The following is a 19,622-nucleotide window of genomic DNA, read 5'->3' as shown; positions in this document are numbered from 1 at the left end:
CCAAGCCTCATTCACCACCACGTGAACGTTCTTTAGAACTTGTAGCCTAGACCAACCATGTAGATGAAGGGATCAACGTCCACATTCACCCGTGCACGGGTGCCCGGGGCTACGGCGTTGTTCTCGACGGTGGCGCGGGTGTCGATGTCGATGTAGCGCACCTGGGCGTTGAGCATGATGTTGTCGGTCAGCATGTAGTCGGCGCCGACCTGCCAGGCCAGGCCCCAGGAGTTTTTCGCCTTGAAGTTGCTGAAGCCGTTGGACTGGGCTTCGCTGCCGACGTGCTCGTCGTAGATCCAGGTGTAGTTGATGCCGCCGCCGATGTACGGCTGGAACGGCGACTTCGCGTCCAGCGGGTAGTAGACGACGCTCAGGGTCGGCGGCAGGTGTTTGAGGGTGCCGAGTTTGCCGTTGGCGGCTGGCAGGGCGGTGCCCTTGATCTTCACGTCATGCTCGAACGGCGAGGCGGCCAACAGCTCGATACCGATGTTGTTGGTCAGCATGTAGGCGAAGTTCAGACCCAGTTGGGTGTCGCTGCTCATGGTCGCCTTGCCGCCCAGGTTGGCGCCGCTCAGCGGACCCTGATCGACCTTGACGCTGGAGCTGTCGGCCTTCGGGTTGACGGTGATCGCACCGGCGCGAACGATGATGTCGCCGGCTTCGTGGGCGTGGGCGAGCGGGGCTGCGAGCGCTAGGGCAAACAGCGAGGCGCTGAGCAAGGACTTGTTCATGGAAGCTCCCAAAGGACGTTAAAAATGTTTGATGTCCTATGGTACGAATCCGTCTGATACGGTCTTTTGACTCAGCTCAATGAAACAGTGATGCCCCGGTTTTTTGTGGAACTTTCATGGCCTCATCGCTGGCAAGCCAGCTCCCACAGTGATCGAGTCGTTCACAAATTTTGCGATCACCAACAACACCTGTGGGAGCTGGCTTGCCAGCGATAGGGCCCTACCAAACAATAAAGAACCAGCAGATTTACTCCGGCAGCTCGTACACATAAATCTTGTCCGCTTCCATCTGATACCCGGCATCGGCCAGTTCGCTGGTGGACTGCTTGACCTGCAACGGCCCCTCGACCCAGTAAGGCTGATACAGCTCGTCGAGCTTCACGCCGAGTTCGCTTTTCACGTGCACGATCTGGTTCGAGGGTGGCGGCGGCACGTGGATGCAGGCGCCGAAATACGGCACCAGCAGGAAGTCAGTGGTGCGACCTTCCTCGCTGACTTCCAGCGGCACGATGTAGCCCGGCAGGCGGATGTTCTGGCCGTCGAGACTTTGCACCACGGGGGCGTTGGGCATGTCCTGCTTGGCCGCTGGCGCGGACTCGGCAGACAGCGCATCGCTCATCTTCGACAGGTCATGCAGCGGCGTCATGTTCGGCACTTCGGGTGCTGCGTCCGGCGGGATCATCTCCGACCAGGTCAGGTCTTTAGGCGCCGCCGCCCACACGGGCAGGGCGACCAGCAACAGCAGCGCAAGGACAGCGCGGGGCATGGTGAACATCCTCATAAACGGATCGACAGGCCATCGGCCAGGGATTGGCGATACGCGCGCCAGGCCGGCACGCTGCCCATCAGCAGCGCGGCAGCCAGAATGCCACCGAGCAGCGTCCATTCATACTCGCTTGGCCAGGCCAGCGGCAGATACAGCCCGTAATTGGCCTGCACATAACCTTGTGCCGCAGCGATGCCGAGATACAGCAACGCCAGCCCGGCGATCACCCCGGTCAGTGCCAGAGCAAACGCCTCCAGCACCAGCAGGCTTGCGATGTGCCACGGTCGCGCGCCCACCGAACGCAGGATCGCCATTTCGCGGCGGCGTTCGTTGAGGCTGGTGAGAATCGCCGTGAGCATGCCGATCAACCCGGTCAGCACCACGAACAGCGAGACCACGAACAACGCTTTTTCGGCGGTACTCATCAGGCTCCACAACTCCTGCAAGGCCACGCCCGGCAGGATCGCCAGCATCGGCTCGCCCCGGAACTCGTTGATCTCCCGTTGCAGGGCGAAGGTCGAGATCTTGCTGTTGAGGCCGAGCATGAACGCGGTGATCGCTTGCGGCGTCAGGTCCATGTTGCGCGCCTGATCGGCACTGATCCGCCCGTTGCCACGGGCCGGTACGCCGTTGTGCCAGTCGATGTGGATCGCCTCCATGCCGCCGAGGCTGATGTGCAGCGTGCGGTCCACCGGGGTGCCGGTGCGCTTGAGAATGCCGACCACGGTGAACGGCTTGTCGTCGTGTTTGACCAGACTGATCGCCGCCACACCGTGGGCCAGCACCAGTTTGTCGCCAAGCTTGTAATGCAGCGCCTCGGCCACTTCGGCACCGAGCACCACTTCGAACGGATCGGTGGCGAAGGCGCGACCGTCAGCCAGTTGCAGATGCTGCTGGCGACCGTACTGGTAATGCTCGAAATAGGCTTCGGTGGTGCCCATCACCCGGTAACCGCGATGGGAATCGCCGAGGGACATCGGGATCGCCCACTTCACCTTCGGGTTGCTGGCGAAGTGTTCGAAGCTGTCCCAGCGGATGTTGTTGGTGGCGTTGCCGATGCGAAACACCGAATACAGCAACAGGTTCACCGAACCGGAACGGGCGCCGACGATCAGGTCGGTGCCGCTGATGGTGCTGGCGAAACTGGCCTTGGCTTCGGTGCGCACCCGCTCCACCGCCAGCAGCAGGCAGACGGAAAGCGCGATGGCGAAAGCGGTGAGCAGGGCGGTGAAACGCCGGTTGGCGAGGCTGGCCATGGCCAGACGGAACAGATACATCTCAGACCTCGGCAGACGTGGCGGCGCGATTGAGTTCGGCCAGGGACAGGTGACGGTCGAACAGCGGCGCCAGGCTCTGGTCGTGGCTGACGAACAACAGGCTCGAGCCGGCCTCACGGCACTCGGCGAACAGCAGGCGAATGAAGTTTTCCCGAGCGTCGTAATCCAGTGCCGAGGTCGGTTCGTCGGCGATCACCAGTTCTGGCTGACCGATCAACGCACGGGCAGCGGCGACCCGCTGTTGCTGACCGATCGACAGCGAGTCGGCGCGGCGACTCAGGATGCTTTCGTCCTTCAAGCCCAAGTGGGCGAGCAGGGTGGCGGCGGCCTGATCGACGCTGCCGTGGCGCTGTTTCGCACGCTCGGCCCGCAGCTTCGAAAAGTGGCACGGCAGCTCGACGTTCTCGCGTACCGAGAGAAACGGCAGCAGGTTGAACTGCTGGAAAATGTAGCCGGTGTGATCGACCCGAAAGCGATCACGGGCGCCGGCACCCAGGTCGGTCAGTTCCTGGCCGAGCAGGCGAATGCTGCCGCGACCGGGTTTCTGCACCCCGCCCAGCAGGCCGAGCAGGGTGGTCTTGCCGCTGCCGCTGGGGCCCTTGAGGAACAGGGTTTCGCCGGCTTCCAGACGAAACGCCGGGATGTCCAGCAGTGGCGGGTGACCGGGCCAGTTGAAGCCCAGGTCGGACAGTTCGATGAGTGCTTGGGTCATGGCGCCGTTTCGTGTCAGAACTTCAGGGCGGCGGCCTTGGCCGTCACTTCCGTGCCTTGCTGGCCGCTCGGGCCGATCAGTTGCACCTGAATTTTCTGGGTGGCCGGGAAGGTAGTGAACAGGTTCGCCAGATCCAGGGTTTTCAACGCACCCGGCGCCGCGCAGCTGAACTGGTAGTGGGCGTGGATTTCGCTGTGGTCGTGATGATGCTCATGACCATCCTTGCCGGCTTCTTCTTCGTCGTGGTCGTCGGCATCCGGCTTGTCGCCGAACAGCGGGCTTTCCAGTTCCTGGCTGGTGACTTTGCAACCGGCGGCGGCCGGCAGACTGAACAACGCCTGCGGTTTTTCCAGTTGCGCGCGGGCGGCTGCGACCTTGGCCTTGTCGGCATCACTGGTGGCGACGTGTTCGAAACCCACGAGGTTCATCGCCGGGCTTTCCAGTTCCAGCTCCAGGGTCTGGCCGTCCAGCGCGGCGTTCAGGCGACCGACGCCATGTTCGTGAGCACCGAGGCTGCCGTGCTCATGGTCGTGATCATGCTCATCGGCCGCATGGGCGATGGCCAGCGGCAACAGGGCAAACGGCAAAGCGAGGAGCAGACGACGCATAGCGGTCTCCGGGAAGTAAAGTGAAGAGTTTGTTATGTAATCTTATAACGAAAGTGCGCAGAGTTTGCCCGCCTGACACGCTTTGCGCAAGGTATGGCTGCGCACCGCCCGGAACTCGGTCCGGACGGTGCGTAGATCAGCGAGAGGTGACGTGCTTCAGAATCCGCTACCGGGATAGTCGAACCAATAACGCCCCGACAACACTTGAGTGATCAATCCGGTGTCCAGCAACTTCGGCGCATCACGGTGGAAGCGTTCACGCCATGCCGGCAGCCACCAGTAGTTGATAGCTGTGCCGCGGGGTTGAAGAATCAGGATCATTACGTCGCGATCAATCCTGCCTTGGGTATAGAGCAGATGGCCGTTGTCCATGAATCCCATGTACTGTTTGATCGGCAACTGGAACATCAATGCTGTGGTGAAGATTTTTTCACTCTGACTGAACGCGGGGCTTTGCAGAAGCTGTAACGCTTCACAGACATGTGCTTGGGGTTGGCTGGCGATTTTCTGTCCTTCAGGTGTCGATAGCACATCGAATCGATCATCCAGTTCGCGCCAGTCGACACGATCATTGCGCTCGAAGTAGTCCCGTATGAACGCTGTCAGTGGTCCGGCTGTGGATGTGCCGGTGGTACAGATCGACAGGTCGGCGGGCGACCAAAGTCGCCACGCCATGATCAGCAGGAGTGGAATGGCGAGGAGTATCCAGAGCAGTCGTTTCATTGTGGTGTGCTGTATTTGTATCGTCGAAAAATGGTGAAGTCATGATCGCTATCAATGGCGTTGCCGGACGCCCGTCGGAAGCCGACATCGTTGACCTCGATTTTTTCCCAGCTGGCGGATATGCAGACACCTTGGGCAAGCACGAAGCCGACATGGCCGCTGGCGTCCGAATAGTTGACAGCATACGCACCTATGTCACCGGGCAGCGCGGAGCGTTGCACGCTCCAGCTTTTAAGTAATCGATTCTCGTCGGCCCACTCTCCGGCAAGTGGCGGACTGACTTTTGAGTACCCCCAAATGTACTTCGACTTGCCGTGTTCGATCAGCGCTACGTTGATTCCGACAGCTGTCAGCACGTCATAAACGAACAAGTTGCATTTGTTGGTATTGGCGGGGAATTCCACGCTCTTGCTTGATTCATCGGCGGTTCTATGAGGCAAGGATTTTTTGCTTGTGTTGCCTGCCCATGCTGTGGAGTTTCGGTGAGAAAGTGCCTCCAGCAAGATTTTTCGCGGCAGATCCTGAATGAAAACCCTCACCGTATTGGTCTTGTTCTGACGCTTCACCCCGTATTCCACTTCGTAAAACGTATCACCGGTGACGGCTCCGCTGTTTGACAAAGGCACCTTCACCCAAGGTGAAACGGCCACGATGGTCAGCAACTTGCCCTGATTCAGAGTGGCCTTGTGAATCGCTTTCGTTACTCCGCTGCCTCCGATGATCTGCAACGTGATCTCATAGCTATCGCGGCTCTTTATCGTCGATACCTTTTTTTCTTCATCGCGGATGACGGTTGTTTGTCCTTTATCCGATAAAAGAGTGTAGGTAGTTGGTGTGTCTTTTCTCTGGACGATATTGCCATCAACGAGTTGTTCGTTGATCAGCAATTGAAACTGCACGCCCTTGGGGGGCTGCATCAGAAAATCCTTGAAGGCAAGTTTGATTTTCGATTTCATGACGCGTCCTGTTTCAACGGTTCTTCATAGGAATAGAACGTCCATTCGGCATCTTCACCAATCAGGAGAGTGTCGTAGTCCTCAGGGTTCTCGACCTGGTGTTCGCAACCTTCACCTGTGGCAGTGCAGGTACTGTCCTGCAGAATGGCCGCCTTTTTCTTGTCCTTGAGTTTGTAGGCAAGTCCCGGTTTCCGGGTGTCGTCCAGGCGTTCGATGATGACTTGCAGATAACGATGCGAAGCCAGGGCGGCAACGGGTGGGCCCATATCGATGGGGGCCGGGCGGCCTATGCCGGCGAAACCGCTGTGTTGCTGGGTGAGCAGTTTGTTGGCCATGGGCGGGCAGCCGCAGGCGACGTAGTCACCCTCCAGTGCAGCCGGGCCGGCAGGCAGGATCAGCGTTCTTTCGCCAACGGCGACGATCGCTCCCTGGCCAGCACTGCACGCAGGGCAACTGGCAAGTTGTCCGATCGAGGCGATGATTTCGCCTTCTATACGCAGGTTTTCGTTTCCTTCGAGAATCACACCACCTGTAGAGGTAGGGCCTCCCTTCGACGCCAGTTTTCTTCCTGAAGACATGGGGTTCCTTCCCATGAAAAAAGAAGAAATGTAGCCGATAAGGTAAACGTCGCCAGCTCCTGACACTTGGCGTTACACAAGTCCCATGGGAGCATGCAGGTCAGAAATGTGCGGGAGAAAAGCTTATGTTGCGGATACGCGGAACCGTCGGCGAGTTGCCGGTGGATTTGACCCTGGAACTGGATGAAAGCGACTGGGCGCGGCTCGGTTCGCAGTTTGGCGTGCAGGTGCAAGCCGCCCAGCCGCAGACTGCAGCAACGGCGCCTGTGGCGAAACCGGTGAATCAGGATGACGCGTTGTGGCAGGTCGCCAGGGATTTGCTGCGCAAGGCCGGGCAGCTCAGCGGGCCGGATCTGCTGGATCAGCTCGAAGGACTGACCGGCAGCGCGGCGGCGGGCAAGCGATTGCTGGTTCGCCTGCGCCATTCATCCGATGTGAAGGTGGCGAGCGGCGGGGATACGCCGCTCTACAGCTGGATCGAGTAAGCGCTTAGTACAGCGCGGCAAACACCTTGCGCCGGTAAGCGGTCACCAGCGGGTGATCGTTCCCCAGCAGTTCGAACACTTGCAGCAAGGTCTTGTGCGGCAGACCTTCGTTGTAGCTGCGGTTGCGGATGAACAGCTTGAGCAGTGCGTCCAGCGCCGCTTCGTATTGCTGACGGGCCAGTTGCTGGATCGCCAGTTGATACACCGCTTCGTCGTCCTGCGGGTTTTGCGCCAGACGGCTTTTCAAGTCGGCGGCGTCCGGCAGGTCACGGGCCAGGCCGAGGAACTTGATCTGCGCCTTGGCACCAGCCAGCGCGGCTTTGTGTTCGTCGCTCTTGACCGCGTCGAGCACGGTTTGCGCTTCGCCCAGCTCACCGCGTTCGGTCAGGCAGCGAGCGTAGAGAATCAACGCCTTGGCGTTGGTATTGTCTTCGCCCAGCAGCGTGACCAATGTCGCTTCCGCGTCGGCGTAGCGGCCCTCGTCGAACAGTGCCTGAGCCTGTTCGAACGGATCGGCAGCCGACGGCGCCGGCATCTGCACATGCGGTTCGAGCAGGGCGCGCACGGCGGATTCCGGTTGCGCACCGGCAAAGCCGTCCACCGGTTGACCGTCCTTGAACAGCACCACGGTCGGCAGGCTACGGATGCCGAAGCGGGCGACGATGTCCTGCTCGATATCGCAATTGACCTTGGCCAGCAGCAACTCGCCCTGATAGCTTTCGGCGATGCCTTGCAGCATCGGCATCAGCGCCTTGCACGGCGCACACCATTCGGCCCAGAAATCCACTAGCACCGGTTTTTGAAAGGAAGCCTCGATCACCGACTGGTCGAAGTCGGCCGTCGTGGCGTCGAAGATGTACGGCGTTTGCTGACTCATGGGGTATCTCGTAAAAGCGTGAATGGGGCAACTATACGGTCAGGCGCGGGCCGCATGGTAGAGGCTGACATGGCGAAACTCTTCGGGCTCGGCCAGATCCGGCAGGGTCATGGCCTCGAGCATTTCGATGCGCCGGTACAGCGGATGACGGAAATCCCGGACCCGCGAATCCGCCACCAGCGCCTCGCGGCCACGGCTCAGGAAGGCGTCGAGCAGCGGCAGGTTTTCCCGGTCGTAGAGAACGTCGGCCACCAGGATCAGATCGAAGCGATCGGCCTCGGCGAAGAAGTCCGTGGAATAGCTCATTTGCACATCATTGAGTTCGGCATTCGCCCGACAGGCGGCAATCGCCAGCGGGTCAAGGTCGCAGGCCACCACTTCCAGCGCGCCAGCCTTCACCGCCGCGATGCCGGCGATCCCGGAACCGGCGCCGAAATCCAGCACCCGTTTGCCCCGGACCCACTCGGGAAACTCCGCCAGATAGCGCGCCACCGCCAGACCGCTGGCCCAGCAGAAACTCCAGTACGGCGGTTCATGCAGGATGCGTTGGGTTTCTTCCTGGCTGAATTCGCGGGCCATGTTGTCGCCATCGATCAGCCACAGCTGCAAATCGGTGTCCGGCAATGTGCAGGCTTTCAGTCGCGCGTCGCCGAGCAACTCGCCCAGCGACTGTTGCAGGTCTGACGGTGCATTCATGGGGCTTTGACAAATTGCAGCTGGCCCAGCGCCTGGGTGGTCGGCTGAGTGATGGTCTGCGACGGCAGGTGCAGGATCAACTGGCCGGACTGGCTGGCGCGGCCGCGCAATTCAACCCGCGCGCCAACCGGGAAGGATTCGGGGTTGAAGCGCAGGTGAAACGGCAGAATCTGGTTGTTGCCGATCAGGCTGGAACTGGCGAGCAATTGCTGCGGGCGATCCTTCTCATCGATCACCAGCAGCGCCAGCTCGACTTCGGCACCGGCCGGCACGCCTTGCAGGGTGCCGCTCAGTTCGCGCTGATACGCCGGCAGCGGGCCGAGGTCGGCGGCTTCCCGGGCTTTTTTCTGCGCCTGTTGCGGCGCCGGGCCCGGCGTGGGCGGCTGAGGCTTGGGCGCATCGCTACCACAGGCTACCAGCAGGCTGAAAACACTGAGCAAAACGAGCGGTCGTAGGGACATTGGCGGCTCCAGCAAAATGAAATCCATGGATCAATCGATCATGGCAGTCTGTATACCGCAAAGCCTATGGCTTGTCTTGCCACCGGGATGCGCTACCATGGCCCTCCCTTTTTTTGTTGCCAGCCACCATGCACTGTCCCTTCTGCGGTGCCAACGACACCAAGGTCATCGACTCGCGTCTGGTCGCCGAGGGCGAACAGGTGCGCCGCCGGCGTGAATGCCTGGCCTGCGGCGAACGTTTCACGACGTTCGAGACGGCCGAACTGGTGTTGCCGCGCCTGATCAAAACCGACGGCAGCCGCCAACCGTTCGACGAAGAAAAACTCCGCGCCGGCATGCAACGCGCCCTGGAGAAACGTCCGGTGAGCGTCGAGCGCCTCGAATCCTCGCTGGTCCATATCAAGCACAAGCTGCGCGCCACTGGCGAGCGTGAGGTCAAGTCCCTCGTGGTCGGCGAACTGGTGATGGCCGAGCTGCAAAAGCTCGATGAAGTCGCCTACATCCGTTTCGCTTCCGTGTACCGCCGCTTTCAGGACCTCAACGAGTTCCGCGAAGAGATCGACCGCCTCGCCCGTGAACCGGTGAAAGAATGACCACCGCCGCCGATCAGGCCATTCTCGACGCCCACTTCATGGCCCGGGCCCTGGAGCTGGCGCGCAAGGGGCACTACACGACTCATCCCAATCCCCGGGTCGGCTGCGTGATCGTGCGCGACGGGCAGATTGTCGGCGAAGGCTGGCATGAACGCGCCGGCGAATCCCACGCCGAAGTCCACGCCCTGCGCGCCGCCGGTGAACGGGCCCGAGGCGCCACGGCTTACGTGACCCTCGAACCTTGCAGCCACCACGGCCGCACACCGCCGTGCGCCGATGCGCTGGTGAATGCCGGTGTCGGCCGGGTGGTCGCGGCGATGCGTGATCCCAATCCACAAGTCGCCGGACGCGGTCTGCAACGCCTGGCCGATGCCGGCATCGCCAGCGAAAGCGGCGTGCTGGAAACTGAGGCGCGCAAGCTCAATCAAGGTTTTCTGAAGCGCATGGAACACGGCTTGCCGTTCGTGCGGGTCAAGTTGGCCATGAGCCTCGACGGCCGCACGGCGATGGAAAGCGGCGAGAGCCAATGGATCACCGGCCCTGCCGCGCGTTCGGCGGTGCAGCGGTTGCGCGCCCAGGCCAGCGTGGTGCTGACCGGCGCCGACACGGTGCTGGCCGATGGCGCACGCCTGACCGTTCGCGCCGAAGAGCTGGGACTGGATGCCGAACAAACCGCGCTGGCCCTGAGCCGTCCGCCGCTGCGGGTGCTGATCGACGGCCGTCTGCGGGTGCCGCTCGATGCGCCGTTCTTCAAGGCCGGCCCGGCGCTGGTCGCCACTTGCGTGGCCATCGAAGAACAGTACGCCCATGGCCCGGAATGCCTGATCGTGCCGGGCGATGACGGTCAGGTCGATCTGCATCAATTGTTGATCGAACTGGCCAACCGTGGCGTCAACGAAGTGCTGGTCGAGGCCGGTCCGCGACTGGCCGGCGCATTTGCCCAACTCGGTCTGGTCGACGAGTTCGTGATCTTCATTGCCGGCAAGTTCCTCGGCTCCACGGCGCGTCCGCTTCTGGACTGGCCGCTGGCCTGTATGAAGGATGCGCCCGAGCTGAAAATCACTGAAATTCGCGCGGTTGGCGATGACTGGCGAGTCACTGCCATCCCTGTCCCGTCGGCGAGCGTATAATTCCCGGCCATCGCGTTAGCGCTGGCTTCGTTCTCAAGGAGAACCCCATGTTTACCGGCATCATCGAATCCATCGGCAGTATCCGCGCACTGACCCCAAAGGGCGGTGATGTGCGGGTGCATGTCGAAACCGGCAAGCTCGACCTGAGCGACGTCAAACTCGGCGACAGCATCGCGGTCAACGGCGTGTGCCTGACTGCGGTTGAACTGCCGGGCAACGGCTTCGCCGCCGACGTCAGTCGCGAAACCCTCGACTGCACCGCCATGAATGACCTGAAAAGCGGCAGCCCGGTCAACCTGGAAAAAGCCCTGACCCCGACCACCCGTCTCGGCGGGCATCTGGTCAGCGGTCACGTCGACGGTGTCGGCGAAGTGGTTTCGCGCAGCGACAATGCCCGCGCCGTGGAATTTCGCATCCGCGCACCGAAAGAGCTGGCCAAGTACATCGCCCACAAGGGCTCGATCACCGTTGACGGCACCAGCCTGACCGTGAACGCGGTCGATGGCGCCGAATTCCTGCTGACGATCATCCCGCACACCTTGAGCGAAACCATCATGGCGTCCTACAAGCCAGGTCGCCGGGTGAACCTGGAAGTCGACCTGCTGGCGCGTTATCTGGAGCGTCTGCTTTTGGGCGACAAGGCTGCCGAGCCATCGTCCGGTGGCATCACTGAAAGCTTTCTGGCCGCCAACGGCTACCTCAAATCCTGACTGAAGGGGGTGCCTTGTGGCGCTCAATAGCATCGAAGAACTGGTTGAAGACATCCGCCAAGGCAAGATGGTCATCCTTATGGATGACGAAGACCGCGAGAACGAAGGCGACCTGATCATGGCCGCCGAATGCTGCAAGGCCGAGCACATCAACTTCATGGCCAAGTACGCCCGTGGCCTGATCTGCATGCCGATGAGCCGCGAGCGTTGCGAAACCCTGAAGCTGCCGCTGATGGCGCCACGCAACGGTTCCGGTTTCGGCACCAAGTTCACCGTCTCGATCGAAGCCGCCGAAGGCGTGACCACCGGCATCTCCGCCGCTGACCGCGCACGTACCGTGCAAGCGGCTGCTGCAAAAGACGCGAAAGCCGAAGACATCGTCAGCCCGGGCCACATTTTCCCGCTGATGGCCCAGGCTGGTGGCACCCTGGCCCGCGCCGGTCACACCGAAGCCGCCTGCGACCTGGCGCGCATGGCCGGTTTCGAGCCAAGCGGCGTGATCTGCGAAGTGATGAACGACGACGGCACCATGTCCCGTCGCGCCGAACTGGAAGCGTTCGCCGCCGAACACAACATCAAGATCGGCACCATCGCCGACCTGATTCACTACCGGATGATCCACGAACGTACCGTTCAGCGGATTGCCGAGCAGCCGCTGGACAGCGAACTGGGCCAATTCAACCTGGTGACCTATCGTGATTCCGTGGAAGGCGACGTGCACATGGCACTGACCCTGGGCACCGTTTGCGCCGAAGAGCCGACACTGGTTCGCGTGCACAACATGGACCCGCTGCGCGACCTGCTGATGGTCAAGCAACCGGGTCGCTGGAGCCTGCGCGCCGCCATGGCTGCGGTTGCCGAGGCCGGCAGCGGTGTGGTGCTGTTGCTCGGTCACCCGCTCGATGGCGACGTGTTGCTGGCGCACATCCGCGAAACCGGTGATCAGGCCGCACCGAAAAAGCCGACCACCTACAGCATTGTCGGTGCCGGCTCGCAGATCCTGCGTGACCTCGGCGTGCGCAAAATGCGTTTGATGAGCGCGCCGATGAAGTTCAATGCGATATCCGGTTTCGATCTGGAAGTTGTAGAATACGTGCCCTCCGAATAATGACCGGTTGTTTCCGGCCCTGTATTCGCGGCAAATAAATCACTGAGGGACGCGAAACAGACGCGTCCCGGCTCTTTAAGAGATCTGACGAATGACCCTGAAGACCATCGAAGGTACCTTCATCGCCCCTAAAGGCCGCTACGCTTTGGTAGTGGGCCGCTTCAACAGCTTCGTGGTTGAAAGCCTGGTCAGCGGTGCAGTTGATGCCCTGGTTCGCCACGGCGTGAGCGAAAGCGACATCACCATCATCCGCGCACCTGGCGCCTTCGAAATCCCGCTGGTTGCGCAGAAAGTCGCCCAGAAAGGCGAGTTCGCAGCAATCATCGCCCTGGGCGCGGTCATTCGTGGCGGCACTCCGCACTTCGAATACGTGGCTGGCGAGTGCACCAAGGGCCTGGCCCAGGTGTCCATGGAGTTCGGCGTACCGGTCGCTTTCGGCGTCCTGACCGTTGATTCCATCGAGCAAGCCATCGAACGTTCCGGCACCAAGGCCGGCAACAAAGGTGCTGAAGCTGCCCTGTCCGCTCTGGAAATGGTCAGCCTGCTGGCGCAGTTGGAGGCCAAGTGATTAGCGACGAAAGCGATCGTTTCAACCCGCGCGATCCGAAACCTGCGGATGCCGGCAAGCCATCTAAAAGCGCCAAGCGCCGCGAAGCCCGTCAGCTCGCGACTCAGGCCCTGTATCAATGGCACATGGCCAAGGCTTCGCTGAACGAGATCGAAGCGCAGTTCCGGGTCGATAACGATTTCACCGATGTCGATGGCGCGTACTTCCGCGAAATCCTCCACGGGGTTCCGCAGTTCAAGACCGAAATCGACACCGCGCTCACGCCTTGCCTGGATCTGGCGATCGAAGAGCTGGATCCGGTTGAACTGGCGGTTCTGCGCCTGTCCACCTGGGAACTGCTCAAGCGCGTCGACGTGCCGTACCGCGTTGTGATCAACGAAGGTATCGAACTGGCCAAGGTGTTCGGTTCGACCGACGGCCACAAGTTCGTCAACGGCGTGCTCGACAAGCTGGCTCCGCGCCTGCGTGAAGCTGAAGTGAAGGCGTTCAAGCGCTGATCCGCGCTTGAATACTTTTTCTCGGCCATGGGCGAGTTTGAGCTGATCCGCAATTTCTTCGCCGCCGCGCCTTGTGCGCAGGGCGGTGAAGGCGTTGCACTGGGGATCGGCGATGACTGCGCCTTGCTGGCGGTTCCTTCCGGGGAACAGCTGGCGGTTTCCACCGATACGCTGGTGGCCGGCGTACATTTCGCCGATCCCTGCGATCCGTTTCTGCTCGGTCAGCGCTCGCTGGCCGTGGCGGTCAGCGACCTCGCTGCCATGGGTGCCACGCCCGTCGCCTTTACCCTTGCCCTGACTCTGCCGACGGTGACTGCCGATTGGCTGCAAGCCTATGCCCGCGGTTTGAACCGCATGGCGCAGGGCTGCGGCGTGGCACTGGTCGGCGGCGATACGACCCGCGGGCCGTTGAGCCTGACCGTCACCGTGTTCGGGCGCGTCCCGGCCGATAAAGCGTTGACCCGCAGCGGCGCGCAGCCGGGCGATCTGCTGTGTGTCGGCGGTGAGCTGGGCAATGCCGCCGGGGCCTTGCCGCTGGTGCTGGGGCAGCGAGACGCCGAACCACACATCGCCCGGCCGCTGCTCGATCATTACTGGGCGCCGCAACCGCAACTCGCTCTCGGCCAGGCGCTGCGTGGCAAGGCCACTTCGGCGCTGGACATCTCCGATGGCCTGCTCGCCGACTGTGGCCACATCGCCCTGGCGTCGAAGGTTCGCCTTGAAATCGAGCGTGAGCGTGTCCCACTGTCGGATGCGCTGGTGGCGTTTCTCGGCCAGCGCGGCGCCGAGCGTGCGGCGTTGAGCGGCGGCGATGATTACGTGCTGGCCTTCACCTTGTCGTCCGTCGAGTTGCCGGCATTGCTCGCCGATGGCTGGTCGATCCATGTGATCGGCCGCGTGACGCAAGGGCAGGGCGTAGTGCTGCTGGATCGCGACGGGCACGACATCACCCCGCAAATCCGGGGTTATCAACATTTTCAGGAGTCACCGTGACAGATCACCCGAAACAGGTTCCGGCCGAATTCGTTCCGCCGTCGGTCTGGCGCAACCCCTGGCATTTTCTGGCGTTCGGTTTCGGTTCGGGCACCTTGCCCAAGGCGCCGGGCACTTGGGGCTCGTTAGTTGCACTACCCTTTATTCCGTTGTGGCAGATGCTGCCGGACTGGGGGTACTGGCTGATGCTCGGGATCACCATGCTGTTCGGCTTCTGGCTGTGCGGCAAAGTGGCCGACGATCTGCGGGTGCACGACCACGAAGGCATCGTCTGGGACGAAATGGTCGGGATGTGGATCACCCTGTGGCTGGTGCCGGAAGGCTGGTACTGGTTGCTGGCCGGGTTCCTCGTGTTCCGCTTCTTCGACATTCTCAAGCCGTGGCCGATCCGCTGGATCGACCGGCATGTTCACGGCGGCGTCGGCATCATGCTCGACGACGTGCTGGCCGGCGTGTTCGCGTGGCTGGCGATGCAGGGACTGGTGTGGGTTTTCGCCTGATTTCCAGGCGTGGATGAGGGGCGCAGGGATGACTCGACGCTGGTTGGCGATAGTGGTTTTGACCTTGCTTGGCGCCGTGGCCCAGGCACAGGACGCACCGCCGTCGGTCATTCACCTGGCCAGTGAAGATTGGGAAGACTACACCGCCGCCGATGGTCATGGCCTGGGCTGGGACGTGTTGCGCAAAGTCTTCGAACCGGCCGGCGTGACCCTGGATATTCGCACCGTGCCCTACACCCGCTCGGTGGGTCTGGTGCAACTGAAGGAAGCTGACGCACTGGTCGGCTCCTATCGCGGTGAAGCCGAGCAGGTGCTGTATCCGAAATGGAATTTCGATTCCGACCACATCTACGCGCTGGGTCTTGCCAGCAACCCATCGCCGACCCAGGCGACGCTGGGCAAGTATCGATTGGCCTGGGTGCGCGGCTATCGCTACGAAACCTACCTGCCGAACGTCAAACGCTTCAACCAGATCGAACGCCGCACCGGGATCCTGTCAATGCTCAAGCAGGGGCGTGCGGATTACTACATCGATGCGCTGACGGAAATCGAAGCGGTGCTGCGAAACGCCGCCGATCCTTCGCAGTACCGTTATTCACATCTGGCGGAATTGCCGCTGTACCTCGGCTTCGCCGACACCCCGCAAGGCCGGGCGCTGATGTCTATCTACGACCAACGCATGGAACAACTGGTGAAGAGCGGTGAGTTGAAGCCGATCTTCGAGCGCTGGAAGCAGCCGTATCCGTTCGAGTAGGGGCGACGGGCCTGTCATCAAACTTTTTGATAGTTATCCCCGATAATTCAGCCTAAGCGCCTGCGGGTACCTGCTGTTACAATGCCGCCCAGCGAATCTCGGACTTTTCAGATCAGGAGCACACCGGTGCCTGTCGTTTTTGTCGCCGCTTCCAAGCTGCCAACGCCTTTTGCGCAATTCACCATGCACGGTTTTCTCGATGAAGCCACCGGCCGCGAGCACGTTGTGCTGAGCCTGGGTGAGATTGCCGACGGTGCCCCGGTACTCGGCCGTCTGCACTCCGAATGCCTGACCGGCGATGCCTTGTTCAGCCAGCGTTGCGACTGCGGTTCGCAACTCGAAGGCGCCCTCAAGGCCATCGCTCGTGAAGGCCGTGGCGTGTTGCTGTACCTGCGTCAGGAAGGGCGCGGCATCGGTCTTTTGAACAAGATCCGTGCCTACGAATTGCAGGACGGCGGCGCCGACACCGTTGAAGCCAACGAGCGTCTGGGCTTTGCCGCCGACCAGCGTGACTACGCCATGTGCCTGCCGATGCTCGAGCATCTGGGCGTCAAATCCCTGCGTCTTATGACCAACAACCCGCGCAAGGTCAAAGCCTTGACCGACATGGGCATCGTCGTCGCCGAGCGCGTGCCGCTGCACACCGGCCACAACCCGCACAACAAACTCTATCTGGCGACCAAGGCCAGCAAGCTCGACCACATGATGGGCAACGAGCATCAGGGCGAGGTAGACCGGGCGTGACCCGCGGGCAAGTGCGGCGCCGTCTGTCGATCGCCTGGTGGAAATACCTGGCGCTGGCGCTGGTGCCGCTGTTCGTGATCAACGCTGTGTTCGGCCAGGGTGAGGCGATTCTGCCGGTCTTGGCGATGCCCTTTTTTATCGCTGGCGTGGCTTCGATGTTTGTCAGCCTGAAATTTTTCGGGCGCTACAAGCACGCGCTGATCGCCACGCAAAAAGCCCTCGATACCCCTGAAGAACCCGCTGCCTGGATCGCCCTGGCGGCCTGCCTTCGCAGTGCATTCGTGGTCGCGGCGCTGCCGGCATGGATTGGCGCGCTGGCAGTGTTCGTCGGTCTTGAAGCGGTGCCGCTCATGTTGCTGGCGCTGTCCACGGCGGTGCTGTTCTACCTCTACCGTATCCCGCGTCAACTCGCCTGATGCGGCGTCTCTGGCTGGCGGTTCTGCTGCTGGCCGTCAGCGGTGAAACGCTGGCCGCTCTACGGGTGGTCAGCCTTGCGCCATCTCTGTCTGAAATCGTTGTCGAACTGGATTCGGCCGATCTGCTGGTCGGTGTGCTGGATGGCGGTGAGCGGCCATCCGCGATCAAGGATGTGCCTTCGGTGGGCCGTTACGGCCAGCTCGACATGGAACGGCTGCTCAGCCTCAAACCTGACTTGTTGCTGCTATGGCCCGGCAGTGTCGGCCCGGCTCAGCGCGATCAGCTCAAGCGCTTGAACATCCCGACTTTCGTTGCCGAGCCCCACAGTCTCGAACAACTGACCGCGCAGATTGAAGCCATCGCGATACAGCTCGGTCGTCCTGAGCGTGGGGTCGAATGGGCTGCGGCGCTGCGGCGCAACCTTGATGAACTGCGCCAACGCTACCGCCGGGAAGCGCCGCTGCGGGTGTTCTATCAGGTCTGGGACGCGCCGCTGTACACCGTCGGCGGCGGGCAGATCATCAGCGATGCGCTTGAAGTGTGCGGCGCGCGCAATGTGTTTGCCGATTTGAGCCTGCCAGCGCCGCAGGTGAGCATCGAAGCGGTTTTACAGCGTGACCCCGAAGTGATTCTGGCCGGCGATCAGCCGCAACTCGATGCGTGGAACGCCTGGCCGCAGGTCACAGCGGTGAAGCATCGGCAATTACTGCTGGTCACCGACAAAGGTCTGGAGCGCCCGAGCGGGCAGATGATCGAGGCGACCGCCAAACTCTGCCACCTGATCGCGCCAGATCGTTAGAGCTGCGGCGTCCAAGTTACCCCGAACATGAACGCCCGACCTTCCTCGCGATAGTCATACTGACTGCCGTCATGGCTGTACAGCGCCCGGTTGTATCCCTTGTCCAGCAGGTTATCGACCTTGAAATCCAGCTTGATCTCGCGGTTCAGCGCCCAGCTGCTGCGCAGTCCGAGCAGTGCATAACCGCCAAGCGGCTGCTGATTGTTCAGGTCGTCATAGCTGCTGCTCACGGCCTGCCAACTGGCGCCGAGGCCAAGGCGATCGAACTGTCGATCCAGATCCCAGCTCAATGTCCGCCGTGCACGCCGCGCCAATGTGTGGCCGGTGTCGCGGTCGCGGGGATCGATGATCGCCACGCCGAGGTTGCTCTGCCAGCCCAGCAGTTCCTGTTTCAGGGTCGCTTCGAAGCCGTTGATCCGTGCCGAAGCGACGTTTTCCGGGCGTGAGTTGCTGCCGAAGATGATCGCGTCTTCCAGATTGGTCCGGTACAGCGAGGCTTCGAGGCGAGTGCTGTCGCTCAACTGGCTGCGCCATTGCAGCTCGTAGCTTTTCGAGGTTTCCGGTTTCAGGTCGGGGTTGCTGAAGTCCGGGTAATACAGATCGTTGAAGGTCGGCGCACGGAAGCCTTCGCTGTAGCTGAGCAGCAGATCGTTGTCCGGATTGACCGGCAACGTCAGCGTGCCGCTCCAGCTGTTCTGGCCGCCGAACTGCTGGTTGTCGTCGCGACGCAGGCCCAGTTCGGTGGAGAAGCTGTCGGCCTGGAAGCGATGCTGGATGAAGGCTGCGCGGTTCCAGCGGCTGTCCTCATCAAATGCGGTGCTGCTGTTGATGCGGTCTTCGTACCAGTCGCCGCCAAGGATCAGGCTGTTGCGTGCATCCAGCGTCAGATCGTTCTGCCAGGTCACCGAGTCGCGGTAGGTGTTGAACACCGAGCGGTCGTCGCTGAGCTTGTCGAAGGACTTCTCGCGGTTTTCGCTGTGGCCAAGCTCCAGGCGCGACTTCCAGCGCTCGTTGATCCGCGCATCGATGTAGCTGCTGAAACTGCTGACGGTGAAATCGCTGTAGGGCTGTTGCTGGACCGAATCGAAGGTGATCGGGTCAAAGCGGCCAAACGGGTTGTCGAACTCGCTTTTGCCACGGTTATCCAGCAGGTTGGCGCCAACTTCGATGTCGTCGGTCAGCGCATGGCTGAGGCTCAGGCTGATGGACTTATTGCGATAGGCGTCGTGATCGCCGTCGCTGGGATACGACTCGTGGGTGCGGTCGAGGCCGGCGGTTTCATCAAGGCTGGCGCCGAGGTTGAAACGGGTTTTCTCATCACCTCCGGACAGACCGACACTGCGTTCCCAAGTCTGATTGCTGCCGAAACCCACATGCATACGCGGCTGCAAGCCTTGTTCGCCGCCGCGCCGGGTGAAGATCTGGATCACCCCGCCAATCGCATCGCTGCCATAAATCACCGAACGCGAACCGCGCAGCACTTCGACGCGCTCGATCTGTTCAATGTTGAGGTGTTGCAAGTTGCTGTCGCCGGAGGTGGAATTGCCGATGCGCTGGCCGTCGACCAGCACCAGGCTTTGCGCCGATTGCGTGCCGCGAATGTAAATTCCCGGCAGGCTGCCGCGTCCGCCGGTTTGCGCCACTTGCACGCCCGGCACCCGTTGCAGCAGATCGGTGACGCTACGCGGTTGCAGGCGTTCGATGTCTTCGCGGGTGAACACGGTGTTGGCGGCACTGCTGTCGTTGCGCGCTTCGACCTGGCGGTTGGCGCTGATCAGCATGTCCGGCAGCTTCAGGGCCTGATCGCGTTCGAAGGTGTCAGCGAGGGCGTTGGCGGTTGGCAGCAGCAGGAAGGGCAGGGCGAGGCGCGAGAGGTTCATCGGTATTCCGTTGGTATTTCTGGTGTGCACTAGATTTCCAGCGACACAAAACACTGTGG

25 protein-coding genes are annotated in these 19,622 nt (G+C 61.6%); 13 read left to right on the top strand and 12 right to left on the bottom strand.

All coding sequences use genetic code 11. The features are described 5' to 3' along the window. Nucleotides 1–32 precede the first annotated feature (32 nt). The 8 genes from AWU82_RS27250 to AWU82_RS29280 all read right to left on the bottom strand — a co-directional run bounded on the left by AWU82_RS27250 (nt 33) and on the right by AWU82_RS29280 (nt 6,351). Nucleotides 33–731: an OmpW/AlkL family protein gene (locus tag AWU82_RS27250; RefSeq protein ID WP_064382225.1), complete on the bottom strand. Its 699-nt coding sequence runs from the start codon at nt 729–731 to the stop codon at nt 33–35. A 247-nt stretch (nt 732–978) separates the two neighbouring features. Continuing rightward, entirely contained in the window at nt 979–1,497 is a 519-nt protein-coding gene (locus tag AWU82_RS27245; RefSeq protein ID WP_064384123.1) for a DUF3299 domain-containing protein, read from the bottom strand. An 11-nt stretch (nt 1,498–1,508) separates the two neighbouring features. Further along, nucleotides 1,509–2,774, bottom strand: a complete 1,266-nt coding sequence (locus AWU82_RS27240) for an ABC transporter permease (protein ID WP_064382224.1) — start codon at nt 2,772–2,774, stop codon at nt 1,509–1,511. 1 nt (nt 2,775) lies between these two features. Then, nucleotides 2,776–3,486: an ABC transporter ATP-binding protein gene (locus AWU82_RS27235; RefSeq protein ID WP_011336144.1), complete on the bottom strand. Its 711-nt coding sequence runs from the start codon at nt 3,484–3,486 to the stop codon at nt 2,776–2,778. Between the two features lie 14 nt (nt 3,487–3,500). Further along, nucleotides 3,501–4,094: a DUF2796 domain-containing protein gene (locus AWU82_RS27230; protein WP_064382223.1), complete on the bottom strand. Its 594-nt coding sequence runs from the start codon at nt 4,092–4,094 to the stop codon at nt 3,501–3,503. Between the two features lie 156 nt (nt 4,095–4,250). Continuing rightward, on the bottom strand, nt 4,251–4,817 hold the full coding sequence (locus AWU82_RS27225) for a hypothetical protein (protein WP_064382222.1): 567 nt from the start codon (nt 4,815–4,817) through the stop codon (nt 4,251–4,253). After that, nucleotides 4,814–5,773: a hypothetical protein gene (locus tag AWU82_RS27220; RefSeq protein WP_064382221.1), complete on the bottom strand. Its 960-nt coding sequence runs from the start codon at nt 5,771–5,773 to the stop codon at nt 4,814–4,816. The genes AWU82_RS27225 and AWU82_RS27220 overlap by 4 nt, the downstream gene beginning before the upstream one ends. Continuing rightward, the gene (locus AWU82_RS29280) at nt 5,770–6,351 is read right to left on the bottom strand and encodes a PAAR domain-containing protein (RefSeq protein ID WP_223290664.1); all 582 of its coding nucleotides are present in this window, start codon (nt 6,349–6,351) and stop codon (nt 5,770–5,772) included. The genes AWU82_RS27220 and AWU82_RS29280 overlap by 4 nt, the downstream gene beginning before the upstream one ends. A 125-nt stretch (nt 6,352–6,476) precedes the next feature. Here AWU82_RS29280 and AWU82_RS27205 point away from each other — a divergent pair, with 125 nt between their 5' ends. Next, nucleotides 6,477–6,836: a hypothetical protein gene (locus AWU82_RS27205; protein WP_064382220.1), complete on the top strand. Its 360-nt coding sequence runs from the start codon at nt 6,477–6,479 to the stop codon at nt 6,834–6,836. 4 nt (nt 6,837–6,840) lie between these two features. Here AWU82_RS27205 and trxA read toward each other — a convergent pair whose 3' ends face one another. From trxA to AWU82_RS27190, 3 genes are read right to left on the bottom strand one after another with little or no spacing between them, the layout of a single operon-like run. Next, nucleotides 6,841–7,713 carry a thioredoxin gene (gene trxA, locus AWU82_RS27200; protein WP_064382219.1) on the bottom strand — a complete coding sequence of 291 codons (873 nt, stop codon included), beginning with the start codon at nt 7,711–7,713 and terminating at the stop codon, nt 6,841–6,843. Nucleotides 7,714–7,752: 39 nt separating this feature from the next. Next, on the bottom strand, nt 7,753–8,409 hold the full coding sequence (locus tag AWU82_RS27195; RefSeq protein ID WP_064382218.1) for a class I SAM-dependent methyltransferase: 657 nt from the start codon (nt 8,407–8,409) through the stop codon (nt 7,753–7,755). After that, nucleotides 8,406–8,870: a YbaY family lipoprotein gene (locus AWU82_RS27190; RefSeq protein ID WP_011336139.1), complete on the bottom strand. Its 465-nt coding sequence runs from the start codon at nt 8,868–8,870 to the stop codon at nt 8,406–8,408. The genes AWU82_RS27195 and AWU82_RS27190 overlap by 4 nt, the downstream gene beginning before the upstream one ends. 128 nt (nt 8,871–8,998) lie before the next feature. Between AWU82_RS27190 and nrdR the strand changes: the two genes are divergently transcribed. The 12 genes from nrdR (at nt 8,999) to AWU82_RS27130 (ending at nt 17,683) form a co-directional block, all read left to right on the top strand. Beyond that, on the top strand, nt 8,999–9,463 hold the full coding sequence (gene nrdR, locus AWU82_RS27185) for a transcriptional regulator NrdR (protein WP_003228656.1): 465 nt from the start codon (nt 8,999–9,001) through the stop codon (nt 9,461–9,463). Further along, nucleotides 9,460–10,593: a bifunctional diaminohydroxyphosphoribosylaminopyrimidine deaminase/5-amino-6-(5-phosphoribosylamino)uracil reductase RibD gene (gene ribD, locus AWU82_RS27180; RefSeq protein ID WP_064382217.1), complete on the top strand. Its 1,134-nt coding sequence runs from the start codon at nt 9,460–9,462 to the stop codon at nt 10,591–10,593. The genes nrdR and ribD overlap by 4 nt, the downstream gene beginning before the upstream one ends. A 47-nt stretch (nt 10,594–10,640) precedes the next feature. Next, nucleotides 10,641–11,303, top strand: a complete 663-nt coding sequence (locus AWU82_RS27175) for a riboflavin synthase (protein WP_011336137.1) — start codon at nt 10,641–10,643, stop codon at nt 11,301–11,303. Nucleotides 11,304–11,319: 16 nt separating this feature from the next. Beyond that, nucleotides 11,320–12,411, top strand: a complete 1,092-nt coding sequence (gene ribBA, locus AWU82_RS27170) for a bifunctional 3,4-dihydroxy-2-butanone-4-phosphate synthase/GTP cyclohydrolase II (RefSeq protein ID WP_039771922.1) — start codon at nt 11,320–11,322, stop codon at nt 12,409–12,411. A gap of 91 nt (nt 12,412–12,502) precedes the next feature. Next, complete coding sequence (gene ribH / locus AWU82_RS27165; protein ID WP_003228649.1) at nt 12,503–12,979, top strand: 6,7-dimethyl-8-ribityllumazine synthase; 477 nt, start codon at nt 12,503–12,505, stop codon at nt 12,977–12,979. Then, complete coding sequence (gene nusB / locus AWU82_RS27160; protein ID WP_064382216.1) at nt 12,976–13,476, top strand: transcription antitermination factor NusB; 501 nt, start codon at nt 12,976–12,978, stop codon at nt 13,474–13,476. Before ribH ends, nusB begins: the two co-directional genes overlap by 4 nt. 27 nt (nt 13,477–13,503) lie before the next feature. Continuing rightward, complete coding sequence (gene thiL, locus AWU82_RS27155; RefSeq protein ID WP_064382215.1) at nt 13,504–14,469, top strand: thiamine-phosphate kinase; 966 nt, start codon at nt 13,504–13,506, stop codon at nt 14,467–14,469. After that, on the top strand, nt 14,466–14,969 hold the full coding sequence (locus AWU82_RS27150) for a phosphatidylglycerophosphatase A family protein (protein ID WP_011336134.1): 504 nt from the start codon (nt 14,466–14,468) through the stop codon (nt 14,967–14,969). Before thiL ends, AWU82_RS27150 begins: the two co-directional genes overlap by 4 nt. A gap of 28 nt (nt 14,970–14,997) precedes the next feature. Beyond that, entirely contained in the window at nt 14,998–15,723 is a 726-nt protein-coding gene (locus AWU82_RS27145; RefSeq protein WP_064382214.1) for a substrate-binding periplasmic protein, read from the top strand. Nucleotides 15,724–15,849: 126 nt separating this feature from the next. Beyond that, the gene (ribA, locus tag AWU82_RS27140; protein WP_007955551.1) at nt 15,850–16,467 is read left to right on the top strand and encodes a GTP cyclohydrolase II; all 618 of its coding nucleotides are present in this window, start codon (nt 15,850–15,852) and stop codon (nt 16,465–16,467) included. Further along, the gene (locus AWU82_RS27135) at nt 16,464–16,883 is read left to right on the top strand and encodes a hypothetical protein (protein ID WP_064382213.1); all 420 of its coding nucleotides are present in this window, start codon (nt 16,464–16,466) and stop codon (nt 16,881–16,883) included. The genes ribA and AWU82_RS27135 overlap by 4 nt, the downstream gene beginning before the upstream one ends. Further along, a complete protein-coding gene (locus tag AWU82_RS27130) occupies nt 16,883–17,683 on the top strand; it encodes a cobalamin-binding protein (protein WP_064382212.1) in 801 nt (266 codons plus the stop codon). The genes AWU82_RS27135 and AWU82_RS27130 overlap by 1 nt, the downstream gene beginning before the upstream one ends. On the opposite strand, the gene AWU82_RS27125 is transcribed toward AWU82_RS27130, so the two are convergent. Next, nucleotides 17,680–19,563: a TonB-dependent receptor domain-containing protein gene (locus AWU82_RS27125; protein WP_064382211.1), complete on the bottom strand. Its 1,884-nt coding sequence runs from the start codon at nt 19,561–19,563 to the stop codon at nt 17,680–17,682. The genes AWU82_RS27130 and AWU82_RS27125 overlap by 4 nt on opposite strands. Between the last annotated feature and the right edge of the window lie 59 nt (nt 19,564–19,622).

This window comes from Pseudomonas glycinae (genome assembly GCF_001594225.2).
GTDB classification, from domain to species: Bacteria; Pseudomonadota; Gammaproteobacteria; order Pseudomonadales; family Pseudomonadaceae; genus Aquipseudomonas; species Aquipseudomonas glycinae.
Note: the sequence above shows the minus strand (reverse complement) of the source record. Positions and strands in the feature narration are given on the sequence as shown.

Coding starts and splice junctions, on each gene's coding strand:
- AWU82_RS27235 (WP_011336144.1), bottom strand. CDS start 3,486: ATGACCCAAGCACTCATCGAACTGTCCGACCTGGGCTTCAACTGGCCC.
- nrdR (WP_003228656.1), top strand. CDS start 8,999: ATGCACTGTCCCTTCTGCGGTGCCAACGACACCAAGGTCATCGACTCG.
- AWU82_RS29280 (WP_223290664.1), bottom strand. CDS start 6,351: ATGTCTTCAGGAAGAAAACTGGCGTCGAAGGGAGGCCCTACCTCTACA.
- AWU82_RS27240 (WP_064382224.1), bottom strand. CDS start 2,774: ATGTATCTGTTCCGTCTGGCCATGGCCAGCCTCGCCAACCGGCGTTTC.
- trxA (WP_064382219.1), bottom strand. CDS start 7,713: ATGAGTCAGCAAACGCCGTACATCTTCGACGCCACGACGGCCGACTTC.
- AWU82_RS27195 (WP_064382218.1), bottom strand. CDS start 8,409: ATGAATGCACCGTCAGACCTGCAACAGTCGCTGGGCGAGTTGCTCGGC.
- AWU82_RS27190 (WP_011336139.1), bottom strand. CDS start 8,870: ATGTCCCTACGACCGCTCGTTTTGCTCAGTGTTTTCAGCCTGCTGGTA.
- AWU82_RS27125 (WP_064382211.1), bottom strand. CDS start 19,563: ATGAACCTCTCGCGCCTCGCCCTGCCCTTCCTGCTGCTGCCAACCGCC.
- AWU82_RS27175 (WP_011336137.1), top strand. CDS start 10,641: ATGTTTACCGGCATCATCGAATCCATCGGCAGTATCCGCGCACTGACC.
- AWU82_RS27205 (WP_064382220.1), top strand. CDS start 6,477: ATGTTGCGGATACGCGGAACCGTCGGCGAGTTGCCGGTGGATTTGACC.
- thiL (WP_064382215.1), top strand. CDS start 13,504: ATGGGCGAGTTTGAGCTGATCCGCAATTTCTTCGCCGCCGCGCCTTGT.
- AWU82_RS27245 (WP_064384123.1), bottom strand. CDS start 1,497: ATGCCCCGCGCTGTCCTTGCGCTGCTGTTGCTGGTCGCCCTGCCCGTG.
- AWU82_RS27250 (WP_064382225.1), bottom strand. CDS start 731: ATGAACAAGTCCTTGCTCAGCGCCTCGCTGTTTGCCCTAGCGCTCGCA.
- AWU82_RS27220 (WP_064382221.1), bottom strand. CDS start 5,773: ATGAAATCGAAAATCAAACTTGCCTTCAAGGATTTTCTGATGCAGCCC.
- AWU82_RS27130 (WP_064382212.1), top strand. CDS start 16,883: ATGCGGCGTCTCTGGCTGGCGGTTCTGCTGCTGGCCGTCAGCGGTGAA.
- AWU82_RS27225 (WP_064382222.1), bottom strand. CDS start 4,817: ATGAAACGACTGCTCTGGATACTCCTCGCCATTCCACTCCTGCTGATC.
- AWU82_RS27230 (WP_064382223.1), bottom strand. CDS start 4,094: ATGCGTCGTCTGCTCCTCGCTTTGCCGTTTGCCCTGTTGCCGCTGGCC.
- AWU82_RS27145 (WP_064382214.1), top strand. CDS start 14,998: ATGACTCGACGCTGGTTGGCGATAGTGGTTTTGACCTTGCTTGGCGCC.
- ribD (WP_064382217.1), top strand. CDS start 9,460: ATGACCACCGCCGCCGATCAGGCCATTCTCGACGCCCACTTCATGGCC.
- ribH (WP_003228649.1), top strand. CDS start 12,503: ATGACCCTGAAGACCATCGAAGGTACCTTCATCGCCCCTAAAGGCCGC.